Origin of the sequence: Bacillus sp. ZY-1-1, assembly GCF_003047165.1 — a bacterium.
GTDB lineage: Bacteria > Bacillota > Bacilli > Bacillales > Bacillaceae > Bacillus > Bacillus velezensis.
The window spans coordinates 671,363-698,035 of the sequence record NZ_CP027061.1; the positions used below are offsets into that span (position 1 = coordinate 671,363).

General features: G+C 47.6%; 31 protein-coding genes. 24 read left to right on the top strand and 7 right to left on the bottom strand.

Annotation, left to right across the window (positions count from 1 at the left end):
* Nucleotides 1-11: 11 nt before the first annotated feature.
* Genes C5I45_RS03450 through C5I45_RS03485 form a run of 8 tightly spaced genes read left to right on the top strand, consistent with a single transcriptional unit; the run spans nucleotide 12 to nucleotide 7,692 of the window.
* Entirely contained in the window at nucleotides 12-1,142 is a 1,131-nt protein-coding gene (locus tag C5I45_RS03450) for a DegT/DnrJ/EryC1/StrS family aminotransferase (protein ID WP_107994230.1), read from the top strand.
* Nucleotides 1,139-2,068 (top strand): NAD-dependent epimerase/dehydratase family protein, encoded by a 930-nt coding sequence (locus C5I45_RS03455; RefSeq protein ID WP_107994231.1) that lies wholly within the window; start codon nucleotides 1,139-1,141, stop codon nucleotides 2,066-2,068. The genes C5I45_RS03450 and C5I45_RS03455 overlap by 4 nt, the downstream gene beginning before the upstream one ends.
* A complete protein-coding gene (locus C5I45_RS03460) occupies nucleotides 2,034-3,290 on the top strand; it encodes an aminotransferase class V-fold PLP-dependent enzyme (protein WP_107994232.1) in 1,257 nt (418 codons plus the stop codon). The genes C5I45_RS03455 and C5I45_RS03460 overlap by 35 nt, the downstream gene beginning before the upstream one ends.
* Before the next feature lie 11 nt (nucleotides 3,291-3,301).
* Nucleotides 3,302-4,183, top strand: coding sequence for a GNAT family N-acetyltransferase (locus C5I45_RS03465; RefSeq protein ID WP_077722861.1), 882 nt, complete (start codon nucleotides 3,302-3,304; stop codon nucleotides 4,181-4,183).
* A complete protein-coding gene (locus C5I45_RS03470) occupies nucleotides 4,156-4,914 on the top strand; it encodes a WbqC family protein (RefSeq protein WP_102422561.1) in 759 nt (252 codons plus the stop codon). The genes C5I45_RS03465 and C5I45_RS03470 overlap by 28 nt, the downstream gene beginning before the upstream one ends.
* Nucleotides 4,877-5,554: a PIG-L deacetylase family protein gene (locus tag C5I45_RS03475; protein ID WP_102422560.1), complete on the top strand. Its 678-nt coding sequence runs from the start codon at nucleotides 4,877-4,879 to the stop codon at nucleotides 5,552-5,554. Before C5I45_RS03470 ends, C5I45_RS03475 begins: the two co-directional genes overlap by 38 nt.
* Nucleotides 5,555-5,561: 7 nt before the next feature.
* A complete protein-coding gene (locus C5I45_RS03480; RefSeq protein WP_015387694.1) occupies nucleotides 5,562-6,482 on the top strand; it encodes a TIM barrel protein in 921 nt (306 codons plus the stop codon).
* Nucleotides 6,457-7,692 carry an MFS transporter gene (locus C5I45_RS03485; protein WP_003151636.1) on the top strand — a complete coding sequence of 412 codons (1,236 nt, stop codon included), beginning with the start codon at nucleotides 6,457-6,459 and terminating at the stop codon, nucleotides 7,690-7,692. The genes C5I45_RS03480 and C5I45_RS03485 overlap by 26 nt, the downstream gene beginning before the upstream one ends.
* 43 nt (nucleotides 7,693-7,735) lie before the next feature.
* On the opposite strand, the gene C5I45_RS03490 is transcribed toward C5I45_RS03485, so the two are convergent.
* On the bottom strand, nucleotides 7,736-8,197 hold the full coding sequence (locus C5I45_RS03490; RefSeq protein WP_024085812.1) for a GNAT family N-acetyltransferase: 462 nt from the start codon (nucleotides 8,195-8,197) through the stop codon (nucleotides 7,736-7,738).
* A gap of 131 nt (nucleotides 8,198-8,328) precedes the next feature.
* Here C5I45_RS03490 and C5I45_RS03495 point away from each other — a divergent pair, with 131 nt between their 5' ends.
* Nucleotides 8,329-10,119, top strand: coding sequence for a zinc ribbon domain-containing protein (locus C5I45_RS03495; protein ID WP_003151641.1), 1,791 nt, complete (start codon nucleotides 8,329-8,331; stop codon nucleotides 10,117-10,119).
* Nucleotides 10,120-10,159: 40 nt separating this feature from the next.
* Here the strand turns inward: C5I45_RS03495 and C5I45_RS03500 are convergent, their stop codons facing one another.
* The gene (locus tag C5I45_RS03500) at nucleotides 10,160-10,870 is read right to left on the bottom strand and encodes a hypothetical protein (RefSeq protein ID WP_015387695.1); all 711 of its coding nucleotides are present in this window, start codon (nucleotides 10,868-10,870) and stop codon (nucleotides 10,160-10,162) included.
* Between the two features lie 440 nt (nucleotides 10,871-11,310).
* On the opposite strand from C5I45_RS03500, the gene C5I45_RS03510 reads away from it, so the two are divergent.
* On the top strand, nucleotides 11,311-11,943 hold the full coding sequence (locus tag C5I45_RS03510; RefSeq protein ID WP_003151647.1) for an NAAT family transporter: 633 nt from the start codon (nucleotides 11,311-11,313) through the stop codon (nucleotides 11,941-11,943).
* 20 nt (nucleotides 11,944-11,963) lie between these two features.
* On the opposite strand, the gene C5I45_RS03515 is transcribed toward C5I45_RS03510, so the two are convergent.
* Nucleotides 11,964-12,521 carry a GbsR/MarR family transcriptional regulator gene (locus tag C5I45_RS03515; RefSeq protein WP_003151649.1) on the bottom strand — a complete coding sequence of 186 codons (558 nt, stop codon included), beginning with the start codon at nucleotides 12,519-12,521 and terminating at the stop codon, nucleotides 11,964-11,966.
* Nucleotides 12,522-12,781: 260 nt separating this feature from the next.
* Here C5I45_RS03515 and opuCA point away from each other — a divergent pair, with 260 nt between their 5' ends.
* The 4 genes from opuCA to opuCD are packed head-to-tail and all read left to right on the top strand — an operon-like array spanning nucleotide 12,782 to nucleotide 16,218.
* Nucleotides 12,782-13,921 (top strand): osmoprotectant ABC transporter ATP-binding protein OpuCA, encoded by a 1,140-nt coding sequence (opuCA, locus tag C5I45_RS03520; protein WP_024085810.1) that lies wholly within the window; start codon nucleotides 12,782-12,784, stop codon nucleotides 13,919-13,921.
* A 20-nt stretch (nucleotides 13,922-13,941) separates the two neighbouring features.
* Complete coding sequence (locus C5I45_RS03525; RefSeq protein WP_003151654.1) at nucleotides 13,942-14,595, top strand: ABC transporter permease; 654 nt, start codon at nucleotides 13,942-13,944, stop codon at nucleotides 14,593-14,595.
* Between the two features lie 37 nt (nucleotides 14,596-14,632).
* Nucleotides 14,633-15,526 (top strand): osmoprotectant ABC transporter substrate-binding lipoprotein OpuCC, encoded by an 894-nt coding sequence (gene opuCC, locus C5I45_RS03530; protein ID WP_107994581.1) that lies wholly within the window; start codon nucleotides 14,633-14,635, stop codon nucleotides 15,524-15,526.
* Between the two features lie 17 nt (nucleotides 15,527-15,543).
* Nucleotides 15,544-16,218: a glycine betaine/carnitine/choline/choline sulfate ABC transporter permease OpuCD gene (gene opuCD / locus C5I45_RS03535; protein ID WP_003151658.1), complete on the top strand. Its 675-nt coding sequence runs from the start codon at nucleotides 15,544-15,546 to the stop codon at nucleotides 16,216-16,218.
* Between the two features lie 34 nt (nucleotides 16,219-16,252).
* On the opposite strand, the gene C5I45_RS03540 is transcribed toward opuCD, so the two are convergent.
* Complete coding sequence (locus C5I45_RS03540; RefSeq protein ID WP_003151660.1) at nucleotides 16,253-16,786, bottom strand: GbsR/MarR family transcriptional regulator; 534 nt, start codon at nucleotides 16,784-16,786, stop codon at nucleotides 16,253-16,255.
* 285 nt (nucleotides 16,787-17,071) lie between these two features.
* Here C5I45_RS03540 and C5I45_RS03545 point away from each other — a divergent pair, with 285 nt between their 5' ends.
* From C5I45_RS03545 to C5I45_RS03585, 9 genes are all read left to right on the top strand, one after another.
* Nucleotides 17,072-18,217 (top strand): betaine/proline/choline family ABC transporter ATP-binding protein, encoded by a 1,146-nt coding sequence (locus C5I45_RS03545; protein ID WP_015387698.1) that lies wholly within the window; start codon nucleotides 17,072-17,074, stop codon nucleotides 18,215-18,217.
* Nucleotides 18,218-18,233: 16 nt separating this feature from the next.
* A complete protein-coding gene (locus C5I45_RS03550; protein WP_014305838.1) occupies nucleotides 18,234-18,887 on the top strand; it encodes an ABC transporter permease in 654 nt (217 codons plus the stop codon).
* 14 nt (nucleotides 18,888-18,901) lie between these two features.
* The gene (locus C5I45_RS03555; RefSeq protein WP_043867434.1) at nucleotides 18,902-19,819 is read left to right on the top strand and encodes an osmoprotectant ABC transporter substrate-binding protein; all 918 of its coding nucleotides are present in this window, start codon (nucleotides 18,902-18,904) and stop codon (nucleotides 19,817-19,819) included.
* An 18-nt stretch (nucleotides 19,820-19,837) separates the two neighbouring features.
* Nucleotides 19,838-20,515, top strand: coding sequence for an ABC transporter permease (locus C5I45_RS03560; RefSeq protein WP_007613829.1), 678 nt, complete (start codon nucleotides 19,838-19,840; stop codon nucleotides 20,513-20,515).
* 110 nt (nucleotides 20,516-20,625) lie between these two features.
* Nucleotides 20,626-21,339, top strand: coding sequence for a lantibiotic protection ABC transporter ATP-binding protein (locus C5I45_RS03565; protein WP_060387167.1), 714 nt, complete (start codon nucleotides 20,626-20,628; stop codon nucleotides 21,337-21,339).
* On the top strand, nucleotides 21,336-22,070 hold the full coding sequence (locus C5I45_RS03570) for a lantibiotic immunity ABC transporter MutE/EpiE family permease subunit (protein ID WP_107994233.1): 735 nt from the start codon (nucleotides 21,336-21,338) through the stop codon (nucleotides 22,068-22,070). The genes C5I45_RS03565 and C5I45_RS03570 overlap by 4 nt, the downstream gene beginning before the upstream one ends.
* The gene (locus C5I45_RS03575; RefSeq protein ID WP_107994234.1) at nucleotides 22,067-22,837 is read left to right on the top strand and encodes a lantibiotic immunity ABC transporter MutG family permease subunit; all 771 of its coding nucleotides are present in this window, start codon (nucleotides 22,067-22,069) and stop codon (nucleotides 22,835-22,837) included. Before C5I45_RS03570 ends, C5I45_RS03575 begins: the two co-directional genes overlap by 4 nt.
* 21 nt (nucleotides 22,838-22,858) lie before the next feature.
* Entirely contained in the window at nucleotides 22,859-23,521 is a 663-nt protein-coding gene (locus C5I45_RS03580) for a response regulator transcription factor (RefSeq protein ID WP_003151668.1), read from the top strand.
* Complete coding sequence (locus C5I45_RS03585; protein ID WP_015387701.1) at nucleotides 23,512-24,915, top strand: sensor histidine kinase; 1,404 nt, start codon at nucleotides 23,512-23,514, stop codon at nucleotides 24,913-24,915. Before C5I45_RS03580 ends, C5I45_RS03585 begins: the two co-directional genes overlap by 10 nt.
* A gap of 84 nt (nucleotides 24,916-24,999) precedes the next feature.
* Here the strand turns inward: C5I45_RS03585 and C5I45_RS03590 are convergent, their stop codons facing one another.
* From C5I45_RS03590 to C5I45_RS03600, 3 genes are all read right to left on the bottom strand, one after another.
* On the bottom strand, nucleotides 25,000-25,317 hold the full coding sequence (locus tag C5I45_RS03590; RefSeq protein ID WP_003151672.1) for a catDE operon transcriptional regulator CatR: 318 nt from the start codon (nucleotides 25,315-25,317) through the stop codon (nucleotides 25,000-25,002).
* An 81-nt stretch (nucleotides 25,318-25,398) separates the two neighbouring features.
* The gene (locus C5I45_RS03595; RefSeq protein WP_003151674.1) at nucleotides 25,399-25,830 is read right to left on the bottom strand and encodes a helix-turn-helix domain-containing protein; all 432 of its coding nucleotides are present in this window, start codon (nucleotides 25,828-25,830) and stop codon (nucleotides 25,399-25,401) included.
* Nucleotides 25,831-25,854: 24 nt separating this feature from the next.
* Nucleotides 25,855-26,265: a transcriptional repressor RghR gene (locus C5I45_RS03600; protein ID WP_107994235.1), complete on the bottom strand. Its 411-nt coding sequence runs from the start codon at nucleotides 26,263-26,265 to the stop codon at nucleotides 25,855-25,857.
* Between the two features lie 195 nt (nucleotides 26,266-26,460).
* Between C5I45_RS03600 and C5I45_RS03605 the strand changes: the two genes are divergently transcribed.
* Nucleotides 26,461-26,646, top strand: coding sequence for a helix-turn-helix domain-containing protein (locus C5I45_RS03605; RefSeq protein WP_087920807.1), 186 nt, complete (start codon nucleotides 26,461-26,463; stop codon nucleotides 26,644-26,646).
* The last annotated feature ends 27 nt before the right edge of the window (nucleotides 26,647-26,673 follow it).

Consider the following 26,673-nt stretch of genomic DNA (forward strand, 5'->3'; position numbering starts at 1 on the left):
ACAGACCTGATATGACAAACGAAGAAATCGCAAGCGTAACCGAAACGATTCAGTCGGGCTGGATTTCGAAAGGCCCGAAGGTAATCGATTTTGAAAAAAAGCTGGGAGAATGTATTGGAGCCGAACACGTCATCAGCTGTAATTCAGGAACCGCTGCCTTACATATGGCTTTATTGGCGCTCGGTGTGGGAGAAGGCGATGAAGTCATCGTGCCGAGCTTCACGTTCTGTTCCAGCGTCAATGTCATCCTGCACGCCGGAGCCGTTCCGGTGTTTGCGGATATATGCGAGAAAAGTCTATGTGCCGATCCTGAAGATGTCAGGAAGAAAATAACGCCGCGCACAAAAGCGGTAATTGCGGTTCATTTTGCCGGCTATCCGGCTGATCTGGAAAACTTGCAGTCCATTTGTAAAGAAAACGGATTGTATCTGATTGAAGACGCCGCTCATGCGCTCGGTACAAAATATAACGGAAGCATGATCGGCACTCACGGTGATGCCGTGTGCTTCAGCTTTTATGCCACCAAAAATATTACAACGGGGGAAGGCGGAGCCCTCGTCATGAAAGACGAACAGGCCGCAGAAAGAGCGAGGCTGTACGGCTGGCACGGCATCACAAAAAATGCCTGGAACCGGTACGGTGAAAAAGGCAGCTGGAGATACGACGTGTTACTGCCGGGCTTTAAATATAATATGACGGATATTCAGGCCGCGCTCGGTCTGGTTCAATTGAAGCGCGCAAACGAAATTCAAGAAAAACGGGCACAGATCGCTCAATTTTATGTACGTGAACTGTCGGGCCAATCTGACAAAGCAGCGCTTCCGCTTTCTGACATTCCGAACGGCATAACGCACTCATGGCATTTATTTATTTTGCGGATCCGAGAGAACGGCGGCATGGACAGAGATCTGTTTATTGAGAAAATGAAAGAAAAACAGATCGGGCTGAGCGTGCACTTTATTCCCGTGCATATGCATCCTTACTATCAAAAACATTTTCCGGCCGAGCTTCCGGTTACTGAACGTGTTTTCCTGGAGATCGTGTCACTGCCTCTTTACAGCCAGTTATCAGATGAGGATTGCAGCTATATTGTCAAGTCTATAAAAGAAGTTTTGACTATCAGCCAGGAGGTAGGATCATGAAACATATTGCGATTATCGGAGGAGCCGGTTTTATCGGAAGCGAATTGGCGGCATTATTACAGGCTAAAGGTTATCACACCATTATTGCAGACCAAAAAGAGCCGGCTTTTGACACTGAATACCGCCAAACGGATATCCTTGACCGGACGTCCCTCCGCGAATCACTGCGGGGAGCGGATGCGGTTGTCCATTTGGCGGCAATGGTCGGTGTAGACAGCTGCCGAAGCAATGAAGAAGACGTCATACGGGTTAATTTTGAAGGAACGAAAAATGTCACCGAGGTATGCGGTGAATTGGGAATCAGCACACTTCTTTTCTCATCGAGCTCAGAAGTATTCGGAGATTCACCTGATTTTCCTTATACCGAGACAAGCAGAAAGCTTCCGAAATCGGCTTACGGAAAAGCCAAACTGCAATCAGAGGAATATTTGAGAGAACAGGCATCCGACGAGCTTCATATTCGGGTCGTCCGGTACTTTAATGTATACGGGCCGAAACAGCGCGAGGATTTTGTCATCAACAAGTTTTTCAGCCTGGCCGAGAATGGCTCTGAGCTGCCTCTTTACGGGGACGGCGGACAAATACGCTGTTTCAGCTACATCAGTGATATCGTCACCGGAACTTATCTCGCGCTCATTCATGAAGGGGCCGTCTTTGAAGACTTCAATATCGGGAACGACCAGCCGATCACGATAAAAGAACTGGCTGAAAAAGTCAATGTGCTCTCAGGCAGAGAGAAGGATAACTATCTGTTTAAAAAGCTGGGCGAAGACGGCGTGAGGGGAAAAGACATCGAGATTTTTAAACGGGCGCCGTCAATCGAGAAGGCGAAACGTTTACTCGGTTACGCTCCAAAAGTAAGTCTGAATGAAGGCCTGGAGATCATAAAAGATGAAAGACAAAAGCACAAACTTTCACTTTCCTGAAAACCCGGAAGTAGTCAAATATCCCGTTTATCCCGGACAGCTTTCCGTCAGGGGCCGTCTGCGCGCGGTGAAGCACTTGCTTACTGGCGGACAAAGCGGACTGACTGAAAAACTGGAAAAACGGTACGGAAAAGGGGTTGTGCTGACCTCCAGCGGCAGTGCGGCACTGGTGCTCGCCTTAACTTATTCGGGAGCCGGGCCGGGGAAAGAAGTGATTTTCTCATCCTTCAGCTGCCCGAATGTCATTGATGCCGTATTGCAATCCGGTGCAACGCCTGTTTTTGCGCAGCTGGATGAGCATCTTTCTTTATCGTTTGAGGATGTCAAAAAAAGAGCGACGCGGCAGACGTGTGCGGTTATCCTCACGCACGTATACGGCCGGAGAGAAAATACCGCCATCATTGACTGGGCGAAGGAACACGGTATTTTTGTCATTGATGATGCCGCTCAAGCCATGTTTACAAAACAAGCGGATACATATGCCGGCGGTCTGGGCGATTTCGGTGTTTTAAGCTTCGGCCCGTCAAAACCGCTTGCGAGTATCGGAGGCGGCGCGTTAATCGCGCCGAAAGAATGGCTTCGGCAAAAAGCAAATTTCCCGATGGAACAGCGCAGCCAAGTGGCAGCTGACTATCGAATTTATATCAGAAATCAAAGAATACAGGCTGTTATGAAACGGAAACGGCATCATCCCGTTTCATATATTTATAGGAAAGCGGGCATCATGCCTTCCATGAAAGCCACTAAGCTCGAAGCTCTGCCGGATAAACCGGCTGTTGTACCGGTGCTTCGCATGCATCCGGCAAGGGAAGCCATTATTGAAGATCAGCTTTCACTTATGGATCAGCTTGTAACAGCTTCGCTCCGAAACTTACAAGCGGCGGGAGAAATCTTTATAAAGGCGGAAGAGACGTACGGCATAAAGATGATCCAGCCCCAAGAAGGAGAACATCTGAATTATTTAACGATTGTATTCCCCCGGGATGAAGAGCGGTACGGGTGTTCCGTTTATTTAGCTGAAAGAGGCATCCAAACATGCTGGAACTATCTTCCCCTCGAACGTATTCCGATTTATGAAACATATGCGGCGGAAGAAGGGGAAGATCCGCTTTGGAAAAGAGTTCTTTCTCTGCCGTTTAAACCTCCTCTTCAAAAGGAGCAAGTCAGATATGTAGCCGAATCCGTTTTATCATATTGTGAGCAACAGAATAAGACTGAATAGTGGTGATAACTATGCAAAAAACAGCAGTATGCACGACCCGTCAGGTATGGGATCGGGCCGCTGACATGTATCAGGCGGGGTTGTTTCAAAGCTATGATTGGGGAATTCTCATGGAAGAGCTTCCCGGCACGTCATTTCACCCTGTCAGACTGACAACGGACGGAGGACAGGTCATCTATCTTCCGCTTTTTGAACAGAAGGGCGTATTATCCGGCAATATGATCGGATACGGCGGCGTTATTTCAGATCGCCCCATCTCATTTGAATGGCTTCAAAGTGAAATCGAGGCCATATTCGGCCGGAACATATCCCGGATGCTGCTGCCGTACGGTCAGACTTCTTTTACAGAAGAAATCGGGGAAGGGTGGACGGAAAAGGCGACACGGATTCTTACGCTTCCGGACACGTTTGACGAACTTTGGACGGGCATTTCCGGAAAAGCCCGGACGGCAGTCAGATACGCTGAAAAAGAGAATATTGTCACCCGGCTGATTGGGCGACAAGAACTTGGCGCGTTTTATGACCTCTACAAAGAGCATACGTCGGCAATCGGCGCGGCTTATGTGCTGAGCCAGGGATTTTTCCAAAAACTGCTTGACACGTTTGCTGACCGGATGTTTTGGGTCGGAGCATATCAGGATGAGACGCTGATCAGCAGCAGTATTTTTCTCTATGACCGCTCTCATTTCTATTATTGGCAGAATGTAAACAGCCTGGCGGGAAAAAAAGCGCAGGCCTCTTACTTGTTGATGCGTGACGCTTTGCAATTCGCCATCAGCCGCAAGCTTCAATGGGCTGATTTTGGCTATTCACACAGTAAAGAAATCGCAAGACCGAAACGATATTGGGGAGCTGAAGAAAAACAATGCCGACTTTTTACGAAACCGGAATGAAAACAATAAGCGGCCATCAATCCAGTTATCTGCCGTGGTACGGTTTTTTTGAAAAAATGTATAAGTCGGATCTGTTTGCCATTCATGACACGGCTCAATTTGAGAAAAAAGGGTTTCTGAACCGCAACAGAATCAAAACGCCGCAGGGCCCCAGATGGCTGACGGTGCCTTTGCAGATGAAACAATATAAAGACATAGAGCTTCGGCATATGAAAATCGACCAGACGCAGGATTGGCGGAAAAAACATTGGATGGCGATTAAGATGAACTATGCGAAAGCTCCCTATTTTGAGCGGTACCAGCATTTTTTTCAAGATGTCTATCAGCGGGAGTGGGAATATCTCCATGATTTGAATATGCACATCATTGAATTTTTCCGAAAAGAGCTCCGAATTGAAACGCCGCTCTGTTATGTCTCTGAGCTTGAATGCCGGAAGGAGAAAAAAAGCGATTTTGTTTTAGCGCTTTGTCGGGAGCTGGGGGCGGATCGTTATTATTCAGGCAGTCAGGGTTCCGACTATTTAATAGAAAGCGATTTTGAAAGAAACGGAATTGTCATTGAGTATCAGCAGATCCGGCATTTTGACTATCCTCAATTATTCGGGGAGCATATCCCTCACCTCTCCATGCTTGATATGCTGATGAACTGCGGAGCGGATACAGCTGAAATGTTAGTTAAAGGAGGGCAATATGATGAAAGTAATGGTATTTGCAGCGCATCCCGACGATGAAATTATCGGCGTCGGCGGCACGCTCGCCAAACATGTCCGCCAAGGTGACAGCGTGTCGGCAGTCATTATGGCGGAAGGCAAGTCATCAAGAAAAACGGATTATGAGAAGCCTGAAGAGTCCGTTATGCAGCATTCTGCTCAAGAAACGGAACAAGCGCTCAGCACTTTGGGCATCCATGATTTTGTCAGGCTGAACCTTCCTGATAACAGAATGGATTCAATGGATTTGTTGGATGTCGTGAAGGAAGCGGAGAAACAAATCAATCGTTTTCAGCCTGACATTGTGTATACCCAGTACGGCGGTGACATTAATATTGACCACTCCGTCGTATTCAGAGGGGTCATGACCGCAACCCGTCCGCTTCCCGGCCATACGGTAAAACGGGTTTTTGCCTATGAAACATTGTCTTCGACGGAATGGAATTACTGTCAGAAGGATCAGTTTCATGCCAATTTCTTCGTTAATATTGAAGACGAGCTTGAAACGAAATTGAAATCGATGGCGTGTTACGGTTCCGAGCTCAGAGACTTCCCTCATCCCCGCTCTTTGCAGGCGATTGAACAAAATGCCCGTGTATGGGGAGCAAAATCGGGTTTTTCCGCTGCGGAAGCGTTTATGCTTGTGAGAGGAACATGGTGACTGTCCTATGATTGCTCAAATTCCGTTTTTCGGACTTGATCCGAAGCAAATCGATGAGAAATGGGTGGAAGCGGGATACGGTCTGGAAGCCAATATTTTTGACGGCCGCTCCTTTAGTGAAGCGGATTATCTCAAAACATTCAATCAGACGCTGGAATATGCAAAACAGCTTGATCCTTCATTATTGACGCTGCATTTCCCGACAGATCATGCCGATTATGTGCATGAAGATCACATCAAAAAACAGCTTTATCACTTTGCGGAGCTCGCTGTGAAATACGGCGCCAAAGGCATAACCGTTCATGCGAATCAATTTATGACGGTTGAGGAATTTCAAGTCTATGACCTGGAAGGAAACCGTAAAAAAATCATTGAGTTTTTCGCGGAGTTTGATGAGCAGCTGAAAGGGACGGACATTTGGATCGGTGTGGAAAACCTTCCGATCATCGGGAATCTGGGAGAGGATTTTGATCCGATTTTCATTTATCCTGAGGATTTTACAGAGCTGGTTCAGCTGGATCTGAAGCATGTCGGTATTACGTGGGATCTGTGCCATTGGGCGATTACCTATCAGACTCACTTGTCTTCCGCGCTTATGTTCAGAAATGACCAGCTGAGATACCCGGATTTCTTTCAGTTTCTCTCGATAAAAGAGAGCATTAAACATTATCACTTCAGCTCATTTCGCCAGCTTGCGTTCCCGCATGGCGGCGTCCGCTGTTTTGAGGGCCGCCATCCGAGTGAAGGGACGATCGCTGAGGAGCTGCTGAGACGGGCTGCCGATACTTTGCAGGAGCTTTATCGGAATCAAGATACCGGCATTGTATTTGAGGTGATGGAAGAGGATTATACGGAAAGACGGGAATCATGGAGAACGCTGGAATGGTTCGGCGGTGTTTCTGATGCCGAGGATCAAAAAAGGGCCTGATATGACATATCGAACACCGAACTATGCAAAGCTTTGGTGTGCGCAGGTGTTTTCTTCAGCGGCGGACGGTATCTGGCTTATTGCACTGCCGCTGTTAGTGCTGGAATTGACCGGCAGTAAAATTCTTGTCGGCGTTATTTCTTTTATCGAACTCGTGCCGTTGACATTTGGCGTGCTGGCGGGACCGCTGATTGATTTATTCCGAAAAAAATCGATCTTGTATTTGTGCAATACGGGCCGGGCCGTCATCATGATCCTCTTGGCGGTGCTCAGCGCGAACGATTTATTAACCGTGTGGATAGCAGGGGTGTGCGCCTTTTGTCTATCTCTGCAATCGATGCTGTTTGCGCCGGCGAAAGTCGCGATCATTCCGCTGCTCGTCCGCAAACAGCATCTTGATCAGGCGACATCTCTGATCAATACGAGTGACTTGATCGGACTCATCGTCGGAAAACTGATCAGCGGAATCATGATTGCGGCTATTCCGTTCGGGCTGCTGTTTGCCATAAACGGAACTGCTTTTTTTATCTCCGCGGCATTTATCGCGTTCATTCGTATTTCAGAACAGCCCAATGAAAAAAGCAACGGGGCTGAAGATGTAAAAGCCGGCTACAGAATGCTGAAAGGAAATGCGGCATGGCTGACATCGGTCGGATACTTTTTCGTCGTAAATCTCGTCATTGCCGGTCTTATTTCAGTAATGGGGCCGATTCTTGCTGTGGAACGTTTTCAGCAGAACTATTCTGTATGGTTTGCCGTCATGTATTCAATGTTTCAGGCGGGGATGCTTTTGGGCAATCTGGCCGTATTTTTCAAATGGAATACAAAACGCTTGAACCGGCTGTATCCGCGGACGTTAACGGCAGCGGGACTGCTCATTTTGGTGCTGTTTTTTCCGCTTCACGGGTTTGAGTGCATCATTTTCCTGGTGCTTGGCATCATCATCTCGTATATTGATGTGCAAACGGTGCTGTATTTCCAAAAGACGGTTCCGGCCGCATATTTCGGAAGGGTTTTTGCACTGATTTTTTCCATTGTCAAAATGGGTGAACCGCTGTCTGCCGCTGTCTACACAGGGCTTCTGCTGTTGATGAATGCGGATTATATTTTTGCGGCGGTCGGACTGACCCTTACGATCGTTTTTGCTGTTTTTTCAGTCAGACAAGGGAGTCAAAGAAATACAGAGAAACAAGCGGATCAATCCGTCTGAATGGTAAACGAAGGGGCGCCGGTATCAGCCGGCGCCCTTTTTATCATAAATCCAAATAAAGCCGTATCATATCCCGGCATTGAATGCCGTTTTCAAAAATGTCTTCATCATAATGTCTGATAAAAAAATCATGGTCGACAGCCTGAATGCGGAATCCGCATTTTTGATAGAGTGACAGCTGATGAATACTGGAATTTCCGGTGCCGATTTCAATCGTGTCAGCTCCCGATTGTCTCGCTTTTTCAATGGCATCTTGCACCAGCTGTTTTCCGAATCCCCTGTTTTGCAGCGATTCTTTTACCGCGATGTTTACGATTTCTATCGTTTTAGGCCTTGTTTGCAATAAAACGTAAACCCCTGCAAGCTCGTCTGACGTCCAAGCCGTATAGCATTCTCCTCTTACAAGATAATCATCGACAATCTCTTTCGACGGATCGGCCAGCAGCAATAGTTCATACAGCGCTTCATCCGGATCCGCGGCTTTTCGGATGCTCAGTTTTTGCATGTCCGTTTCTCCTCCTCCGTTATGATCGACAGCTATTTTTCAAAATAACTCCAAAATCATTCTACTTTATTATAAAATATGAAACATAGGAAAAGTTATACAAGTTTTGTAGATTGAATAGGAGGAAAGTCATGTTTTTTTGTAAGTATTGCGGCCGACAGAACAACGAAGAGGCGCATTTCTGTAAAGAATGCGGAAAACCGATCGGGAAAGGAAGCCGGCTTGAACGGCAGGCGGCTGTAAGAGCGGCTGAACCTGCTTCACAAATGAGAAAGCCGATCCCTAAAAAAACGCTCTTCATATGGGGCGGCATAGCCGCAGCGCTGATCTTATTGATTGCCGCATATAAAACCGGAGCCTGGCTGACATCTGAAAAAAGGCTCACGGATCAATTCGAACAGGCGGTTCATGACGGGGACACGAAAAAGCTCGCAGCCCTGCTCACTCCTTCAGACAAAAAACTGAAGCTGAATGAGACCAATGTCAAACCGCTCCTTGCATACGCAAAGAAACACGATGAACTGCTGGAAACGCTTCGCGGCAATTCATCAGAAAAAGATGCGGTATACGTCAAAAAAGAGGGTAAAACCCTTCTTTTGTTTGACCATTACGAACTGAAAGTCGATCCGGTTTATTTCCGCGTCACCAGCAATTATAAAGGCGCCGATCTTTATATCAACAGCGAGAAAACAGGGACGGTCAAAAAAGCCGATGAAACCCAAATCTTCGGCCCGTATGCACCCGGTGTCTACACGGCGGAAGCCAAGCTTAAAAATGACACGGTTGACGTTGTCAAAAAGCAAGAGGCAGAGGCGGCCGGCAGCCGGAATGTTGATTTTGATCTGCCGTTAGACGCCGAGGATGTGACGTTCACTCCGGCAGACAGCTTCAAAAGCGCGAAAGGCGATCTGCTGATAAACGGCAAGTCCGTCCATAAAGATCCGTTTACATCCGTTACATACGGTCCGCTCTTAACTGACGGTTCCATGACAGCCGCCGTGGAGGCTGATTTTCCTTGGGGAAAAATGAAAACTGCCGATGTTCCGATCAACGGTACTGATATGGAATTAACGCTTATCCCGGATCAAGATACACAACAAACAATCATGGACACGATTGTCAAAACAACGAAGCAGTATACAAAGGCGATGGCAGACGGAAATACCGATCAGATGACCGAGGCTGGTTCCGCCTGGAAAGAGCAGACGAAAGAAGTGGTATCCGGCATGAAGAGTTCCGGCACCTTTTTGAAAGATCAGTATAAAGAGACAAGCTTTGATCTGGATTCATTTGCGATTTCTCAAGAGAACGGCCGCTGGCAAGTAACTGTTACGGGTAAAGAGCTTCATGAGTCTGCTTATTTCGACGGGAATACGAAGCCTGATATGGAAGAGGCTGAGCCGAGCTTTCATTATGTACTCTCATATGATACAAAACATAAAAAATGGGTTTTTGAAAAAGCTGATCCAGCCTCAGATTCTTCTGGGACAAATGTAAAAAAAATAAAAAACGACCAGCCGAAAACCTATACATCCGCATGGGCATCTTCCAAAGGAAATACAGCTTCAGGCAGCGTGACAAACGAGCAAGTCACATCGTTTATGACTGATTACCTGACAAATCAATCAAGCGCCGTCAGCCTTAACAATTTTGCCATCATGGCGGGCAATTTAGAAGAGGGAAGCCCTTTGTATGCTGATCAGCAGAAACTGGTCAAAAAACTGTACAGCGAGGGGACGACTGAAGTATTTAATAAAGTGAATGTCAAAAGCTTTTCACAGAAAGGCTCTCATCTGACGATTCATACGTACGAGGAGTTTTATATTACGAAAGCCGGCGGCAGTCCGAAGCTCAGAACATACAATTGGACGTATGGCGGCGTTGTCAAAGACGGAAGAATTTATTTAACATCCATTCAATAAAAAAACCCCCGCGCCAATCAGGCGGCGGGGGTTTCCGTTTTTAAAAGAAGAAATAATTCATGAGTTCTTTCATATAATGCTTGATCGTGAATTGAAACGTTACGCAAATGATCAAATAGATGACGATAACAGAATAAATGATATCCGCCTTAGCAGTGAGCTGATGCTGATAGCTCGCCAGCATGAGCGGAGGCACGGCAAACGCCGCTCCTAAAAGACCGACAGCCAGAATGGTAAAGCAAACGGTTGTATGAAGCAGCATAAAAATGAGGGCAAGAAGCAAAATAGCTGTAAACGGAATCAAAAATGCTCCGAATCTGGACAGCGAATCTTTAAATGACACCTGCGCGCCGCCGGCCTTCAAAGCGATAAAAATCAAGAGATACAGGCAGAAAACGCATAATGCAAAGGTAAGCGCCGGTTTGATCACAACCGCGGTAAAACTGACGTCACGAAAGCCGTCTGATAAGAGAATATAAAACATAATCGGCGTCACCAGGCAGAAAAGCACCATGTTGATGATGCTGCTGACAAGCTGTTCGCCGCCTGTCGTTTTACATGTTTGATACGGTCTCTTTAACACATCAAGCACGAATAAGGCAAATTGCTTTGAAGCCTGCTTAGCCGCGGCGCCGGCCTGAGCGGCCTGACCCTGTGTTTGGCCTGCGCCTCCCTGCCCGGGCTGGGGCGCACCGCATTTTTCACAAAATTTTCCGCCATCAGTATGATGGCCGCATTGAGAACAATACATTCTAAAACTCCTTTTACAAGTAATATAGGGATTTTGTTCAATATTTACATTATAAAAGAAAATAGGACGGATGTAACGGAGTTTTCTAAAGATATATAAATCACCTTCTCTATGAATTGATAATAGAGAAAAAGTACCCATTATGGTAGAATTTTATTGGAGCTGATAGATATCATGTCTCTCGGCGCATTGATTCAGAGTGAAAAAGGAAATTAACGCATGCTAAAAAAATTGAAAATGCTTTATCGGCTGTTGAAATTCGGAAAAGGCTTATGGAGATAGCAAACAGAAAAAAACCGTCCTTACAAGGACGGTTTTTTTCTGTTTTCCGGATCGTCCGGCTGAGGTTATAAAAAGCAGACCCCGGGGTAAAAATCATGCATAAGAAACAGCGGAGAACAAAACATAACTCAATAACGGCAAGTCATAAGGAGGTACGCATGTTTTCATTCATCATTCATGTCTTCATTTCACTGTTTGCAGTCTCCAATCCCATCGGAAACGTGCCGATTTTTCTTTCACTGACGGAAGGATACCCGGAGAAAGAACGGACAGCGATCGCACGCAAGGCTTCCGTGCTGTCGTTTATCATCTTGGCTGCTTTTTTAATTTTCGGCCATCTGATCTTTAAACTGTTCGACATTAACATTCATGCCTTGCGTATCGCGGGCGGCATTTTTATTTTCGGCATCGCTTATAATCTTCTGAACGCGAAGAAATCTCATGTACAGTCTCTCCATCATGAAGAGAAAGGGGAGAGCAAGGAGAAAGCCGATATATCCGTGACGCCTTTGTCGATTCCGATTATCGCCGGACCCGGTACGATCGCGACGGTGATGAGTCTGTCGGCCGGCCATGGCGGCATCATCCATTACATCAGCGTGCTTATCGGCATTGCGGCCGTCATCGCGATGACGTTCATCTTCTTTCACTATTCTTCTTTCATCAGCAATAAGCTCGGGAAAACCGAAATGAACGTCATTACCCGACTGATGGGGCTGATTTTGGCGGTGGTGGCGATCGGCATGATCGGCGCCGGTCTGAAAGGCATGTTTCCGATATTGGTTTCCTGACTTAAAAAAGCAGCGCCCGGTTATCTTCGGGGGCTGCTTTTTTCTATTTTCGGCACATGCTGAAACACTTCTTCACTCTCAAAAAATTCTATCAAACGGCTCAGCCAGTCATAATAATGGAGCCAATCCGTCAGTTCATCCAAAAGCTGACGGGCTTTTTCTTCAATATCGGGACTGAGATTTTCCGATTCCAGAAGCTCAGTCAGCTCGCGGTTCAGCTTTTTATAGAGCATTTTGTTTTTGCTGACCGCCTTTGTCCAATTTGCCGTAAACAGGGAGATAAACGTCTGGTAATAATCACGCTCCACGTCGTAAAGGTCTTTGCGAACGCCTTTTTCAAACACTTTTTCCGCCAGATTGGCATCAGTCATTTCACGGACCACCTGGCTCATCCTCGTTTTGCTCATCCCGGTCGCCTCTGACAGCTCATTTAACGTCATCGGCTTGCGGTTCATATAAATAATACCGAGCACACGACCAAGTGTGGCCGGCATTCCGAATGTATGCATATTCTCGGCGATTCTCTCAATGAGATGCTCTTCAGCATGCCCGATGATATCAAGAGCGTTTTTTTCCACGGCTGATCATCCCTTCACTGGCTTTTCATGCTGACAATATATCATATTTTTTACAGTTGATGAAAAAGATGATGCGGCAGGATATGCGAGCTATCGGGAGCGATTGTAAGAACATCCGCATTGTCAGCGGGATAACATGAAAAAATACGTATATTGTATATAATTTCAACACATTGTAAACTTTTTATTTTACAAATTTCATCTTATAATAAAGATTATACTTTTCAGAAAAATAACGGAACCCTTCGGAGGTGCACGGATTGCTGAGATTAGAAAATGTATCGAAAGTCTATAAAGGCGGAAAAAAAGCTGTCAACAGCATTGATTTAAATATCGAAAAAGGCGAGTTTATTTGTTTTATCGGGCCGAGCGGCTGCGGAAAAACGACGACGATGAAAATGATTAACAGACTGATTGAGCCGTCATCCGGAAAGATTTTTATCGATGGCGAAAACATTATGGAGCAGGACCCGGTGGAGCTGAGACGGAAAATCGGCTACGTCATTCAGCAGATCGGACTTTTCCCTCATATGACCATTCAGCAGAACATTTCTCTCGTGCCGAAACTGCTGAAATGGCCGGAACAAAAGCGGAAGGAACGGGCGCGGGAGCTTTTGAAGCTCGTCGATATGGGCCCTGAATATTTAGACCGCTATCCTCACGAGCTGAGCGGGGGACAGCAGCAGAGAATCGGCGTGCTGCGCGCCCTTGCAGCGGAACCGCCTCTTATTCTTATGGATGAACCGTTCGGAGCGCTTGACCCGATTACACGGGATTCCCTTCAGGAAGAATTCAAAAAACTGCAAAGAACATTGAATAAAACGATTGTGTTTGTAACCCACGATATGGATGAAGCCATTAAGCTGGCTGACCGGATCGTCATTTTAAAAGCGGGAGAGATCGTTCAGGCCGGCACTCCTGATGACATTCTCCGGAATCCGGCTAATGAGTTTGTCGAAGAATTTATCGGCAAAGAACGGTTATTGCAATCAAGACCGGACATTGAGCGCGTCGAGCAGATGATGAACAAAAAGCCTGTCACCGTTACGGCGGACAAAACACTTTCGCAGGCGATCCAAGTGATGCGGGAGCACCGTGTCGATTCCCTGCTTGTCGTTGATGACCTGAATGTGCTGCAAGGGTATGTCGATGTCGAGATCATTGATCAGAACCGGAAAAAAGCGAGCCTCGTCGGCGACGTGCTCCGCTCTGATCTGTATACGGTCGAGCAGGGTACACTGCTGCGTGATACCGTACGCAAAATTTTAAAGCGCGGAATGAAATATGTACCCGTAGTTGATGGACAAAGGCATTTAGTCGGAATTGTCACGCGGGCGAGCCTTGTCGACATCGTTTACGATTCAATCTGGGGCGAGGAAGACCAGCTGGTGACAGGCTGACAAGGGGAGGAACGCTTACAATGAATGAAATGATCAAGTTTTTGCAGACGAACGGCGGAGAACTGTTATATAAAACGTGGGAGCATTTATACATTTCGATCATCGCCGTCATATTAGGCATTGTCGTCGCCGTTCCGCTCGGAGTGGCGCTGACGAGAATGAAAAAGGGCGCAGGCGCCGTCATCGGCGCCGTCAACATTGTGCAGACCTTGCCGAGTCTCGCGATACTGGCGTTTTTTATCCCGCTGTTAGGCGTGGGAAAGGTGCCCGCGATCGTCGCGCTGTTTTTCTATTCGGTGCTGCCGATTCTCCGAAACACGTATACCGGCATTCAAGGCGTAAACAAAAATCTGCTGGAATCGGGAAAAGGCATCGGGATGACGGTCTGGGAGCAGATCAGGCTTGTGGAACTGCCGCTTGCGGTTCCGGTGATCATGGCGGGCATCCGCACATCCACCATTTATCTGATCGGCTGGGCGACGCTTGCTTCCTTTATCGGGGGCGGCGGGCTCGGAGACTATATTTTTATCGGCCTGAATCTCTATCAGCCTGAATATATTATCGGCGGCGCCGTGCCCGTCACCATTTTAGCCATTATCATTGATTATCTGCTGGCGGCGACGGAACGGAAGGTGACGCCGAAAGGGCTGAAAGGACTGAAGGAAGTATCATAAGGAGTTGGCTGTTTTGAAAAGAAACCAAAAGAGATGGATGTGCGCACTGGCGCTGTCGGCTGCTCTGCTTCTGGGCGGCTGTTCCCTTCCCGGCCTGAGCGGGGCTTCCGATGATACGATTAAAATCGGGGCGCAAAGCATGACGGAATCAGAAATTCTCGCCAATATGCTCGCACAGATGATTGAGCATAATACAGACTTGAATACGGCATTAATTAAAAACCTCGGATCGAACTATGTCCAGCAGCAGGCGATGCTCGGCGGTGAAATCGATATCGCCGCGACGCGCTACTCGGGAACGGATTTAACGAGCACCCTCGGCATGGAAGCGGAAAAAGACCCGAAAAAAGCATTATCTATCGTCCAGAAGGAATTTGAGAAACGCTTCCATTACAAATGGTTTGATTCTTACGGATTTGAGAACACATACGCTTTTACCGTCACGAAAGAGCTTGCGGAAAAAGATCATTTAGACAAAGTGTCCGATATTAAGAAGCATGCGGATCAATTTAAGCTAGGTGTAGACAATGCGTGGCTGAAAAGAAAAGGCGACGGCTATAAGGGCTTCACCGACACGTACGGTTTTGAATTCGGCACAACCTATCCGATGCAGATCGGACTTGTATACGATGCCGTGAAAAACGGGAAAATGGACGCCGTCCTCGCTTATTCAACGGACGGAAGGATTAAAGCGTACGATCTGAAAATTTTAAAAGACGACAAGCAGTTTTTCCCGCCGTATGACTGTTCGCCGGTCATTCCCGACAGCGTGCTGAAGCAGCATCCTGAACTGAAGGGCATTGTGAATAAACTGATCGGCAAAATCGATACGGAAACGATGCAGGAATTGAATTACGAGGTGGACGGCAAGCTGAAAGAACCGTCCGTCGTCGCTAAAGAATTTTTGGAGAAACATCATTATTTTAAATAAGAAATGAGGTGGGGCAAATGGAAGTGCTGCAGCAGCTCGGCACTTATTATTCTCAAAACGGCGCCTATGTGCTTCAGGAGTTTTACCGCCATTTTCTCATGTCGGTATACGGCGTTTTATTTGCGGCGATCGTAGGTGTCCCGCTCGGCATCTTCATTGCCAGGTACAGAACATTAAGCGGCTGGGTATTCGCGGTGACAAACGTGATTCAGACCGTGCCGGCGCTTGCGATGCTTGCGGTGCTGATGCTCGTCATGGGGCTCGGCGCCAATACGGTGATTTTGTCGCTGTTTTTATATTCGCTTCTTCCGATCATCCGGAATACGTACACAGGAATCGCCAGCATTGAACACGCTTATCTTGAATCGGGAAAAGCGATGGGCATGACCAAATTTCAGGTGCTCCGCATGGTGGAACTGCCGCTTGCGCTTTCCGTCATCATGGCGGGGCTGCGGACGGCCCTTGTCATCGCGATCGGCATTACGGCAATCGGAACGTTTGTCGGCGCGGGCGGACTCGGTGACATCATTGTCAGGGGCTCAAACGCCACGAACGGAACAGCGATTATTTTAGCCGGCGCCATTCCGACAGCGCTGATGGCCGTTATCGCAGATCTTGTGATGGCATGGCTGGAGCGGGCGCTGAGTCCGGTGAGAAAGAAAAAACGAACCAAAGCGCCGAATGCGGCATGAAAAAAACGCCTTGCGGGTCAGGGCGTTTTTTTTCTTATGGCTTCGGAACATGCTTGAATATTTCTTCGCTTTCAAAAAACTCGATCAGACGGCTGATCCAGTTGTAGTAATCAAGCCAATCCTTTAATTCTTTCAGCAGTTCGTTGATTTTTTCCTCAGCTTCTTCCGGCACGCCGTTTTCAAGGACGGCCGTCAGTTCGCGGTTCAGTTTTTTATGCATCATTTTATTTTTGCTGACGACCTTGCTCCATGTGGCCGTAAACAGCGTAATAAAGGTTTGGTAGTAATCCTGCTCGACGTCGTATAAATCTTTGCGGACGCCTTTTTCAAACACTTTTTCCGCCAGATTGACGTCAAGCATTTCACGGACCGCCTGGCTCATTCTCGTTTTGCTCATGCCGGTCGCTTCTGATAATTCAGTTAAGGTCATCGGCTTGCGGTTCATATAAATAATGCCTAAAATGCGCCCCACCGTCGCGGGCATTCCGAATGTATGCATATTTTCAGCGATTCGTTCTATCAAATGATCTTCAGCTTGTTCGATTACGTGTAACGGATCTTTCTCCAACAGTTTCAATCCTTTCAGTCAGCAATTCCGATGTCAATATACCACATTTTTAAACCGGCGGAAATGCTCTTCCGAGAGAATTTGGCAGTAATTCGGAGCAATAAGAAGAACTTTGCCGGTCAATACGGGTAAATCAGTGCTTACACATACTTTATATATAATATGGACAAATTGTAAACTTTTTAATTTACAAAGTTTAATTTATAATGGGAAACGTTCAATTGTCTGAAAAGTTAAATTTGAATTTAACGATTTGAACAAATTTAATATCGGAGGTGTGAGTGTTTGCTGACATTAGAAAATGTCTCGAAAACGTATAAAGGCGGGAAAAAAGCCGTCAACAGCATCAACCTGAATATCGACAAAGGCGAATTTATTTGTTTTATCGGACCGAGCGGCTGCGGCAAAACGACGACGATGAAAATGATCAACCGCTTAATTGAACCGACAGAAGGCAGAATCCTGATAGAGGGCCGAAACATTATGGAACAAGACCCGGTGGAACTCAGAAGAAGCATCGGCTATGTCATCCAGCAGATCGGGCTGTTTCCGCATATGACCATTCAGCAGAACATTACGCTCGTTCCGAAGCTTTTAAAGCATTCTGCCGAAAAACGGAAGGAACGGGCGCGCGAGCTTTTAAAGCTCGTTGATATGGGGCCTGAATATTTAGACCGTTACCCTCATGAACTGAGCGGAGGACAGCAGCAGCGAATAGGTGTATTACGGGCACTTGCCGCAGAGCCGCCGCTTATCTTAATGGATGAACCGTTCGGGGCGCTTGACCCGATTACGAGAGATTCCCTTCAGGAAGAATTTAAAAAACTGCAAAAAACCTTACATAAAACCATCGTATTTGTTACCCATGATATGGACGAAGCCATCAAGCTTGCAGACAGAATCGTCATTCTGAAAGCGGGAGAAATCGTCCAGGCCGGAACGCCTGATGAGATTCTCAGATTTCCGGCGAATGAATTTGTTGAGGAGTTTATCGGCAAGGAACGGCTGATTCAATCATCCAGCCCTGATATTGAACGGGTGGAGCAGATCATGAATCCCGATCCCGTGACGGTAACACCTGAGAAAACACTGTCAGCCGCCATTCAGCTGATGCGTGCCGAGCGGGTGGATTCGCTGCTCGTCATTGATGAAAAGAACGTTCTCCAAGGTTATGTCGATGTGGAGATGATTGACCGCAAACGAAGACAAGCGGTAACCGTCGCGGAAGTGCTTGAACGGGATCTGTACACGGTCAGAAGCGGCACTCTGCTTCGCGACGCCGTCCATAAAATTTTAAAAAGAGGCATGAAATTTGTGCCGGTCCTTGATGAGGACGGCCGGCTAACGGGAATCGTGACAAGGGCAAGCCTCGTTGACATCGTCTATGACTCCATCTGGGGAGAAGAGAATCAGCTCGCGGTGATGTCATGAGGAGGCTTCAATTGATATGAATCAGACCGTGCAATTTTTACAGGCAAATGGAGGAGAGATGCTTTATAAAACATGGGAGCATCTGTACATCTCATTAATCGCCGTCATGGCGGGCATTCTCGCCGCCGTTCCGCTCGGCGTCCTGCTGACGAGGATGAAAAGAGGAGCCGGCGCCGTCATCGGCATCGTCAACATCATTCAAACCTTGCCGAGCCTTGCCATTCTTGCGTTTTTTATTCCGCTTTTAGGCGTAGGAAAGGTCCCGGCCGTTGCGGCGCTGTTTTTCTATTCCATGCTGCCGATTCTCAGAAACACGTATACGGGGATTCTCGGCGTCAATCGGCACCTTCTGGAATCGGGAAAAGGAATCGGCATGACGGCATGGGAGCAGATCAGGCTTGTAGAGCTCCCGCTTGCCGCCCCGGTCATCATGGCGGGCATCAGGACGTCTTCGATTTATTTAATCGGCTGGGCGACGCTCGCCTCCTTTATCGGCGGAGGCGGGCTGGGAGATTACATTTTTATCGGCTTGAACCTTTATCAGCCGGAGTATATTATCGCAGGCGCCGTTCCGGTCACGATGCTGGCGGCCGCCGTCGATTACATGCTGGGGATGACAGAACGGAAAGTCACGCCTGACGGGCTGAAAAGCATAAAGGACGCTTCATAAGGAGGAGGTCTCTCATGGGGAATAGATGCAAAAAACGGCTGCTCGCAATCGCCTGTATCGGCATGCTGCTCCTTGGCGGATGCTCGCTCCCGGGATTGAGCGCCGCATCGGAGGACACCATTAAAATCGGCGCGCAAAGCATGACCGAATCGGAAATCATCGCAAGCATGCTCGGACAGATGATCGAACATCACAGCGGGTTGAAGACAACGGTTATTAAAAATCTCGGCTCCAATGCCGTACAGCAGCAATCCTTGATCAACGGTGATATTGATATCGCCGCGACGCGCTATACAGGAGACGCGCTGACCGGGACGCTTCGCATGGAGCCGGAAAAAGACCCGGACAAAGCGCTGCGGCTCGTTCAGCGTGAATTTCAAAACAGATATGACATGAAATGGTTTGATTCTTACGGCTTTGATAATACATACGTCTTTACCGTTTCCGGACAGCTTGCCCGCAAGTACCATTTAGAAACGGTATCCGATGTCAAAAAAGAAGCGTCTCATCTGAAATTCGGCGTAGATAACTATTGGATGAAGCTGAGAGGCAACGGATATCAGGATTTTATGAAAACATACGGAATGTCATTTGAAGGCACGTATCCAATGCAGATCGGCCTCGTATACGACGCGCTGAAAAGCAGAAAGATGGATATCGCGCTCGCTTATTCCACCGACGGAAGAATCATCGCTTACGGACTGAAAACGCTGAAGGATGATAAGCGTTTCTTTCCTCCGTATGACTGTTCACCTGTCGTTCCGGATCATGTATTAAAAGAGCATCCCGAACTGGAGGTCGTGATCAATCAAATGATCGGCGCGATTGATACGAAGATGATGCAGAAAATGAATTACGAAGTTGACGGCCGATTAAAAGAGCCGTCCGTCGTGGCCAAGGAATATTTAGAAAAACATCATTACTTTGAATAACGGAAAGGAGATGTGCGGATGGACACGATGAAAGAGCTGTTTACGTATTACGCTCAAAACGGCAGCTATGTTCTGTATGAGTGCTGGCGGCACTTTCTCATGTCGGCGTACGGCGTCGTTTTCGCCGCCGTTTTCGCCATTCCGGCCGGAATTGTGACAGCCAGGCACGGGCGTCTCGCCGGCTGGGTGTTTGCTGTGGCGAACGTGATTCAAACCGTTCCGGCGCTTGCGATGCTCGCCGTCCTGATGCTTGTCATGGGGCTCGGCGCCAATACGGTCATCACGGCTTTGTTTTTGTATTCACTGCTGCCGATTCTCAGAAATACGCACACGGGCATTATCAATATCGAGCACGCTTATCTCGAGTCGGGAAAAGCGATGGGCATGACGAAATATCAAATCCTTCGTATGGTGGAGCTGCCGCTTGCGCTTTCCGTCATTATGGCGGGTCTCCGAACGGCGCTCGTCATTGCCATCGGCATCACGGCGATCGGCACTTTCGTCGGCGCCGGCGGTCTCGGGGATATGATCGTCAGAGGCTCGAACGCGACAAACGGAACCGCCATTATTCTGGCGGGCGCCATTCCGACCGCGCTGATGGCGGTGGCCGCAGACCTGCTGATGGCGTGGCTGGAACGAGCCCTCAGCCCTGTGAAAAAACAAAAAAGAAAGCTGATCGTACGCTCAGCCTCATGAAAAAAAGCATTCTTCCGCGTGAAGGATGCTTTTTTTGATTTCTTGATTAAATTTTGATAACTGCGCTGTAAAGTCTTACATATCAAATAACAAAGCAGAGGGGTAATCATATGAGCAACATCATAGAAACGAGACAGCTGCAAAAATCATTCGGCAGACAACAGGCAGTGGCTGATGTGTCTCTATCGGTTAAGCGCAACAGTATATACGGCCTGCTCGGTCCGAACGGCGCGGGAAAATCGACGACTCTCAAAATATTGACCGGCATGCTGCAGCAAACATCCGGCGAGGTTCTGTTCGAGGGACATACATGGAAGCGCGAAGATTTGAAAAGCATCGGTTCCCTGATTGAAGCACCGCCGCTTTACAGCAACCTGACAGCCGCTGAAAATCTGAAAGTCCGCTGCGTGATGCTCGGACTGCCTGATTCAAGAATTGCGGAGGTGCTGGAAATTACGGGATTAACGGGAACCGGAAAAAAGCGCGCCGGACAATTTTCCATGGGAATGAAACAGCGTCTCGGCATCGCGTTGGCATTATTAAACCGTCCGTCGCTCTTAATTCTTGACGAGCCGACAAACGGATTGGACCCGATGGGGATTCAGGATTTGCGGGAATTTATCCGCTCCCTGCCCGGACAGGGAATGACGGTGATTTTATCAAGCCACCTGTTATCAGAAGTCGAGCAGATCGCAGACCATATCGGAATCATCAGTGACGGCGTTTTAGGATATCAGGGAGAAATCAGCCGGGAAGACGATCTGGAGCGGCTGTTTCTGGAGGTTGTCAAATCAACACGGGAGAAAGCGGGGACTGGGAAATGATTCAGTACATGCAGGCGGAACATCTTACATCTAAAAGAACATTTATCAGAAAGCTGATCATTCTGATCCCGCTTCTGAACACGGCTTTTTCTTTTCTGCTGAATGCCGCCTATTTTATGACGGGCACGTTCAATTGGTGGGCGGTTATTTTCATGCCGCTCATGATTGCTCTAATGTGCGGTTTATCTGTTAAAAAAGAGAAAAAATCAGCGAATGACCGCGCGGTGTACTCATTGCCGGCAGATTTAAAAAGCATATGGTTCTCAAAAATAAGTTTGATCGCGCTGTATTCACTCCTGTCGCAAATCGTCTTTTTCATCATCATGTTTTTACTTGGCCTTGTATTTCCGGCAATTGCTGCGGTTCAGCTGAAAGGTATTGAAGCAAGCTCCCTTTTGTGGCTGACGACGCTTTGGGAAATCCCATTGTGCTTATGGATTGCCAGACAGTTCGGATTTACGGCAGTCATTCTCATCAATATGATCGCCGCTTTTGTTTTGGGTATTGTGCCGGCGTCCGGTTCATTGTGGTGGCTGAGTCCGTGGAGCTGGTCAGTCCGAATGATGTCACCGATTCTTGGGATCCACCCGAACGGAATTCCGCTTCCCGCAAACAGCGGCTTATTAAACGGAAACGTGATCATTCCGGCTATTATTCTTTCTATTCTTTCTTTTATCGCAATAAGTTTTGTTTCCGCAGTGTCATTTTCAAAAGGAGGAAACCGGTCATGACCGTGCTTTTACGATATATGTGGGCCGATGTATTAAAAATGAAGCGCACGCCGCTCATATGGATGCATGCTGCGGCGCCGGTTTTATGCGCGGGATTTTTCCTGTTATATATGTATGGAAGGGTTCAGGAGTCTTATATGCTGTACAGCGTCTTTTTCAGCGCGATTGCCGTTTTATACCCTCTAATCATCAGTATTGTCTGCGGCATTTCTGCCTCCGTCGAGGAACAGGCGGGTTATTTTCAGATGATGCTGGCGGTTCCGCATTCGAAAATCGTCAGTTTTGCGGGCAAGCTGCTTCTGCTGCTCCTATTGAATGTGTTATCGGCAGGTCTCGCCATCTGTCTTTATTTGGCGGGGTTGAAATTTGTTCTTCACATCAATGATCTCCCGTATCTTCTCTTTTTAAAAGGAGGGGCGTGGCTGATTGCCGGCAGTATTCCGCTTTATATGATTTCTTTTTCTGTCGGCATACAGTACGGCATGGGACCGTCCGGGCTTTTAGGGGGGGCGGGATTATTAATGGCGGCGCTCATGAATACGGGACTTGGCGATATCATCTGGCGTTTTTTCCCGTGGGCATGGAGCGTGCGGCTTTCAGGCCTTGCAGGACTGCTGCATTTTGACAAAGTCAAAAAAGAGTTCCTCCCTTATGTAAGATACGATATGAGATTCGGAGAAATAATGTTATATTTTTCTATAGTGATATTATGTCTGGCCGGCCTCTATTGGTGCAGAAGATGGGAAGGGCGGCGTTCATATGAATAAAGGCAAGGAGCGATTCGGCCGGTGGCAAACATTTTAGCAATTGATGATGAAAAAGATATTCTCGTTCTGATCAGAAACATTTTACAGCGTGATCAGCATACAGTAACGATTCTCGAAAAAGCGGAAGATCAGTCATTGGATTTTTTTCAAGGCTATGATTTGATTCTTCTTGATGTCATGATGCCCGGAACGGACGGGATTGAACTCTGCCGGCGGATTCGGCCGCTGGTGGACAGCCCGATCCTGTTTTTAACGGCAAAGTCTGACGAAGAATCCATTGTGAAAGGCCTCATGACAGGCGCTGATGATTACATCACAAAGCCGTTCGGCGTACAGGAATTGATGGCAAGGGTAAACGCGCATGTCAGAAGGGAACGGCGGGAAAAGCATCAGACGAAACGGCTGATATCAGGCTTCATGTTTGATTTTGACAATAAAGAAGTATGGATGGATGACCGGAAACTGCCTCTTACGAAAAACGAATATAAAATCGTTGAATTTCTGGCACAGCATAAAAACAGAACATTCTCACGGGAGCAGATTTACGAGGAAGTGTACGGCTTGGACGGCGATGCGCTCTATTCAACCATTACGGAGTTTATCAGAACCATCCGGAAAAAATGTAAAGAACACGGGGCTGATCCGATCAAAACGGTGTGGGGTGTCGGATACAAATGGGAATAGCAAAAGGAAAATCCAGCATCCGCAAAGAGCTTGTCAAATTTACCATCACTTTGTGTCTGAGCACGATGGGGGTGGCGGCATTATGCGTCGCCTTAAATGCCATTGCCATGAATGCCGGAGCGATCCTGCCCGCAAACTACAGCGAGCATGAGGCGGAACAGATCAAACCCCGCCTGAAATCAGCGGAAAAGATAACAGAAGACATGATCCCCGCAGGTATGACATACGCCGTTTTTGATAAAAAAACAAAGCGGATGACAAAAGGAACGATGACGGAACAAGATGCGGCCAACGCCAGAAAAAAGATTCAGCATCAGCCGTATTTTAATTATGCTCAAAAAGGATTCATGGTGATAAATCGGAAAGATGAATACGGCGTTCTCCAATATTCACTCAGGTCGGAATTTCAGTCGCCGCTGTTAAGGCGCTATCTGCCGAATTATGAATGGACGGGTCTTACGATTCTGATCACTTTGCTTCTTTTGACTGTTTTTATCGTGACGACGCGTTTCGCCAATCAGCTGAGACGGCATTTCAGCACACTCAGCTCCATTACGGCAAGCATTCAAAAACAGAATTTAAATATCAATCCAAAAAGGTCGCGTATAAAAGAATTTGACGATGTCATTGACTCTCTGCTGAAAATGAAAGACGCGCTTCAGGCATCTCTGGCGGCGCAGTGGGAGGCGGAGCGGATAAAGAAAGAACAGATCGGCGCGCTTGCGCATGATATTAAAATTCCGGCAACGATCATTAAAGGAAATGCCGAGCTGCTCCAGTTAACAGAACCTGATGAGGAGCAGGCGGAATATGCGCAGTATATCCTGGATGCCGGAAACAAAATCGAGCATTATGTCGGACAGCTGATCCAGCTTTCCAAAGCAGAGGAGGCAGTTGCCGTTCATGTCGAATATACCGACCTCAAAGAGTGGATTCAAAACATATATCGTGACGCGGCGGCGCTTGCGGGGCCGAAGCAGATTGATCTCGTCCTCAGCGAACGGGGAATTGACCGAATAGAAGCGCCGATCGATCATGAGCTGCTCCACAGGGCGGTCATGAATATCGCGGCAAATGCCGTCGACTATACGCCGGAAGGAGGGGAAATCCGTGTGGACGTCCTGTGCACCGATTCCGCCCTCCATCTTGCCGTATCCGACAGCGGAAGCGGGTTCTCGCCGGAGGCGCTGAAAAGAGCGACACAGCTTTTTTACACGGAGGATAAAAGCAGACATTCGGCGGGGCATCACGGCATGGGGCTTACATTCGCCCATCACGTCGTACATCTTCATCACGGCGAATTAATACTTGAAAATCAGGAGTCTGGAGGAGCCCGGGCGGAGATTCGAATTCCGCTGGAAGGCGTCAGACAAAAACAAGCCCTGCACGCCTGAGGGCTTGTTTTTCTGTATAAGAAAAGCAAAAATAAAAACGGCTGTCCGTTTGAGAGATCAGCCGCTTATGCGGAAAAGAGTTTATCAGGAAGGATCAATCCATGTTGAAGACCACTTGGAAATTTCCTCTAAAATAGGGGCTAATGCGCAGCCTTTTTCCGTTAAAGAATACTCAATGCGGACAGGCGTTTCGGGGATAACATCCCGTTTGATGACACCTTCTGTTTCAAGTTCTTTCAGACGTTCTGACAAGACTCTTCCGCTTAAATTCGGAAGCGCCGCTTCAATTTCGCTAAATCGCTGCTGTCCGTTCAATAACTGAAAGACGATTAGAGCCACCCAGCGTTTACTTAGGATGTCGACCGCTTTTTCGAATCTGGGGCACATTTCTGATTGGTTCATGCTTTTTCACCTCGTCTTCTGCTATTATACCGCAAAATCGGAGGGAACGTACGTCTGGCGCTTGTTAAGTTGAGGAGAGGATCAAAAAGAGGATGAGGAATCCGGGGAGCGTTTTTTCGCTTCAGCCGCAATAAAATCAAAGTATTTGCTGACGCTTTCAATATCTTCTTTTGTGAAGTGCTGCCACTTTTTGCTGTCAAACAGCGGCAGATGCTCCGCGCCTCTGTCAACGGCGGTCTGATAGATGGCGCAGATGGATTGATAGCTTTCGGAGGTTTCACGGATTTCCTCCTGAAATGCCTTGATGTGTCCGGCCCGCGCCATTAACTCCTCGTACGGGATTTTTAATGTGTCCGCCAATTTTCTGATGGTCGCGGGTTTAGGAATGCCGCGGTGCCCGTTTTCAATTCTGGAAATGGTCGCCGAGCTGACGCCGGAATAGACGGCAAGCTGATTGACGGTAAGCTTCCGGGCGCGGCGCAGCTCTCTTAATTGCTTTCCGAATGTGTTCAATAAGATCGCCTCACATGTGCAAAGTCATGAGTTTTCATTTGTTCTTTTTTTGGCTTCCGCCGCTAAGAACGCAAAGTATTTATCAAGCAGAACCAAGTCTTCTTTCGACAGGTGCCGCCAGTTCTCCCGCTCCAAAAGGGATAAATCATGCAGCTCATACGTTTCGGCTTTTTCCAGCAAGGTGCAGCCCGTGTCGTACGGGGCTCTCGTTTCCTGGACGGTCTCTATGTATCCCGCCGTCTGCATCAGTTCCTCATACGGGATTTTTAACGCATCTGCGAGCTTTTTAATGGTTGCAGGTTTCGGCACCCCGCGTTTGCCGTTTTCAATCCGCGAGATTCCCGCGGCGCTGACGCCTGAATACGTTGCCAGCTGATTCACTGTCAGATGCCTTTTTTCCCGTAATGTCCGCAATTGTTTCCCGAAGCTTTCCACAGTCTCTCCCCCTCCCGCGGTCTATATATATTCTAGTATGTTTATTGACTAAAGGGAATAGCCAGGCTGGAAAAGTATTGACAAAAGTTAACAAAAGCCGTATCTTATGTATAAGAAAGAAAGTATTTGACAGAACGGAAGGTGAAGAAAGTGGTCGAAAAGATACAGATCAGAAGAGATTATGTGCTGCAGTATATGGTCAATAATGACTACTCGTTAAACCAGCTCGCCCTGGAGATCGGAATATCTCCCGCCACACTGAGCCGTGTACTGAATGGAGAGCGGAGGCCGGGCCAGCTGGTCATCGGAAAAATGCTCTATTACTTTGACATGAAATTTGAAGATCTTTTTTACTACGACTTCGTTGACAAAAGTCAATGATGATGGAAGATTCAAACGCATTTCCGT

Coding starts and splice junctions, on each gene's coding strand:
- C5I45_RS03450 (WP_107994230.1), top strand. CDS start 12: ATGACAAACGAAGAAATCGCAAGCGTAACCGAAACGATTCAGTCGGGC.
- C5I45_RS03455 (WP_107994231.1), top strand. CDS start 1,139: ATGAAACATATTGCGATTATCGGAGGAGCCGGTTTTATCGGAAGCGAA.
- C5I45_RS03460 (WP_107994232.1), top strand. CDS start 2,034: ATGAAAGACAAAAGCACAAACTTTCACTTTCCTGAAAACCCGGAAGTA.
- C5I45_RS03465 (WP_077722861.1), top strand. CDS start 3,302: ATGCAAAAAACAGCAGTATGCACGACCCGTCAGGTATGGGATCGGGCC.
- C5I45_RS03470 (WP_102422561.1), top strand. CDS start 4,156: ATGCCGACTTTTTACGAAACCGGAATGAAAACAATAAGCGGCCATCAA.
- C5I45_RS03475 (WP_102422560.1), top strand. CDS start 4,877: ATGAAAGTAATGGTATTTGCAGCGCATCCCGACGATGAAATTATCGGC.
- C5I45_RS03480 (WP_015387694.1), top strand. CDS start 5,562: ATGATTGCTCAAATTCCGTTTTTCGGACTTGATCCGAAGCAAATCGAT.
- C5I45_RS03485 (WP_003151636.1), top strand. CDS start 6,457: ATGCCGAGGATCAAAAAAGGGCCTGATATGACATATCGAACACCGAAC.
- C5I45_RS03490 (WP_024085812.1), bottom strand. CDS start 8,197: ATGCAAAAACTGAGCATCCGAAAAGCCGCGGATCCGGATGAAGCGCTG.
- C5I45_RS03495 (WP_003151641.1), top strand. CDS start 8,329: ATGTTTTTTTGTAAGTATTGCGGCCGACAGAACAACGAAGAGGCGCAT.
- C5I45_RS03500 (WP_015387695.1), bottom strand. CDS start 10,870: ATGTATTGTTCTCAATGCGGCCATCATACTGATGGCGGAAAATTTTGT.
- C5I45_RS03510 (WP_003151647.1), top strand. CDS start 11,311: ATGTTTTCATTCATCATTCATGTCTTCATTTCACTGTTTGCAGTCTCC.
- C5I45_RS03525 (WP_003151654.1), top strand. CDS start 13,942: ATGAATGAAATGATCAAGTTTTTGCAGACGAACGGCGGAGAACTGTTA.
- opuCC (WP_107994581.1), top strand. CDS start 14,633: ATGTGCGCACTGGCGCTGTCGGCTGCTCTGCTTCTGGGCGGCTGTTCC.
- opuCD (WP_003151658.1), top strand. CDS start 15,544: ATGGAAGTGCTGCAGCAGCTCGGCACTTATTATTCTCAAAACGGCGCC.
- C5I45_RS03550 (WP_014305838.1), top strand. CDS start 18,234: ATGAATCAGACCGTGCAATTTTTACAGGCAAATGGAGGAGAGATGCTT.
- C5I45_RS03555 (WP_043867434.1), top strand. CDS start 18,902: ATGGGGAATAGATGCAAAAAACGGCTGCTCGCAATCGCCTGTATCGGC.
- C5I45_RS03560 (WP_007613829.1), top strand. CDS start 19,838: ATGGACACGATGAAAGAGCTGTTTACGTATTACGCTCAAAACGGCAGC.
- C5I45_RS03565 (WP_060387167.1), top strand. CDS start 20,626: ATGAGCAACATCATAGAAACGAGACAGCTGCAAAAATCATTCGGCAGA.
- C5I45_RS03570 (WP_107994233.1), top strand. CDS start 21,336: ATGATTCAGTACATGCAGGCGGAACATCTTACATCTAAAAGAACATTT.
- C5I45_RS03575 (WP_107994234.1), top strand. CDS start 22,067: ATGACCGTGCTTTTACGATATATGTGGGCCGATGTATTAAAAATGAAG.
- C5I45_RS03585 (WP_015387701.1), top strand. CDS start 23,512: ATGGGAATAGCAAAAGGAAAATCCAGCATCCGCAAAGAGCTTGTCAAA.
- C5I45_RS03590 (WP_003151672.1), bottom strand. CDS start 25,317: ATGAACCAATCAGAAATGTGCCCCAGATTCGAAAAAGCGGTCGACATC.
- C5I45_RS03605 (WP_087920807.1), top strand. CDS start 26,461: ATGGTCAATAATGACTACTCGTTAAACCAGCTCGCCCTGGAGATCGGA.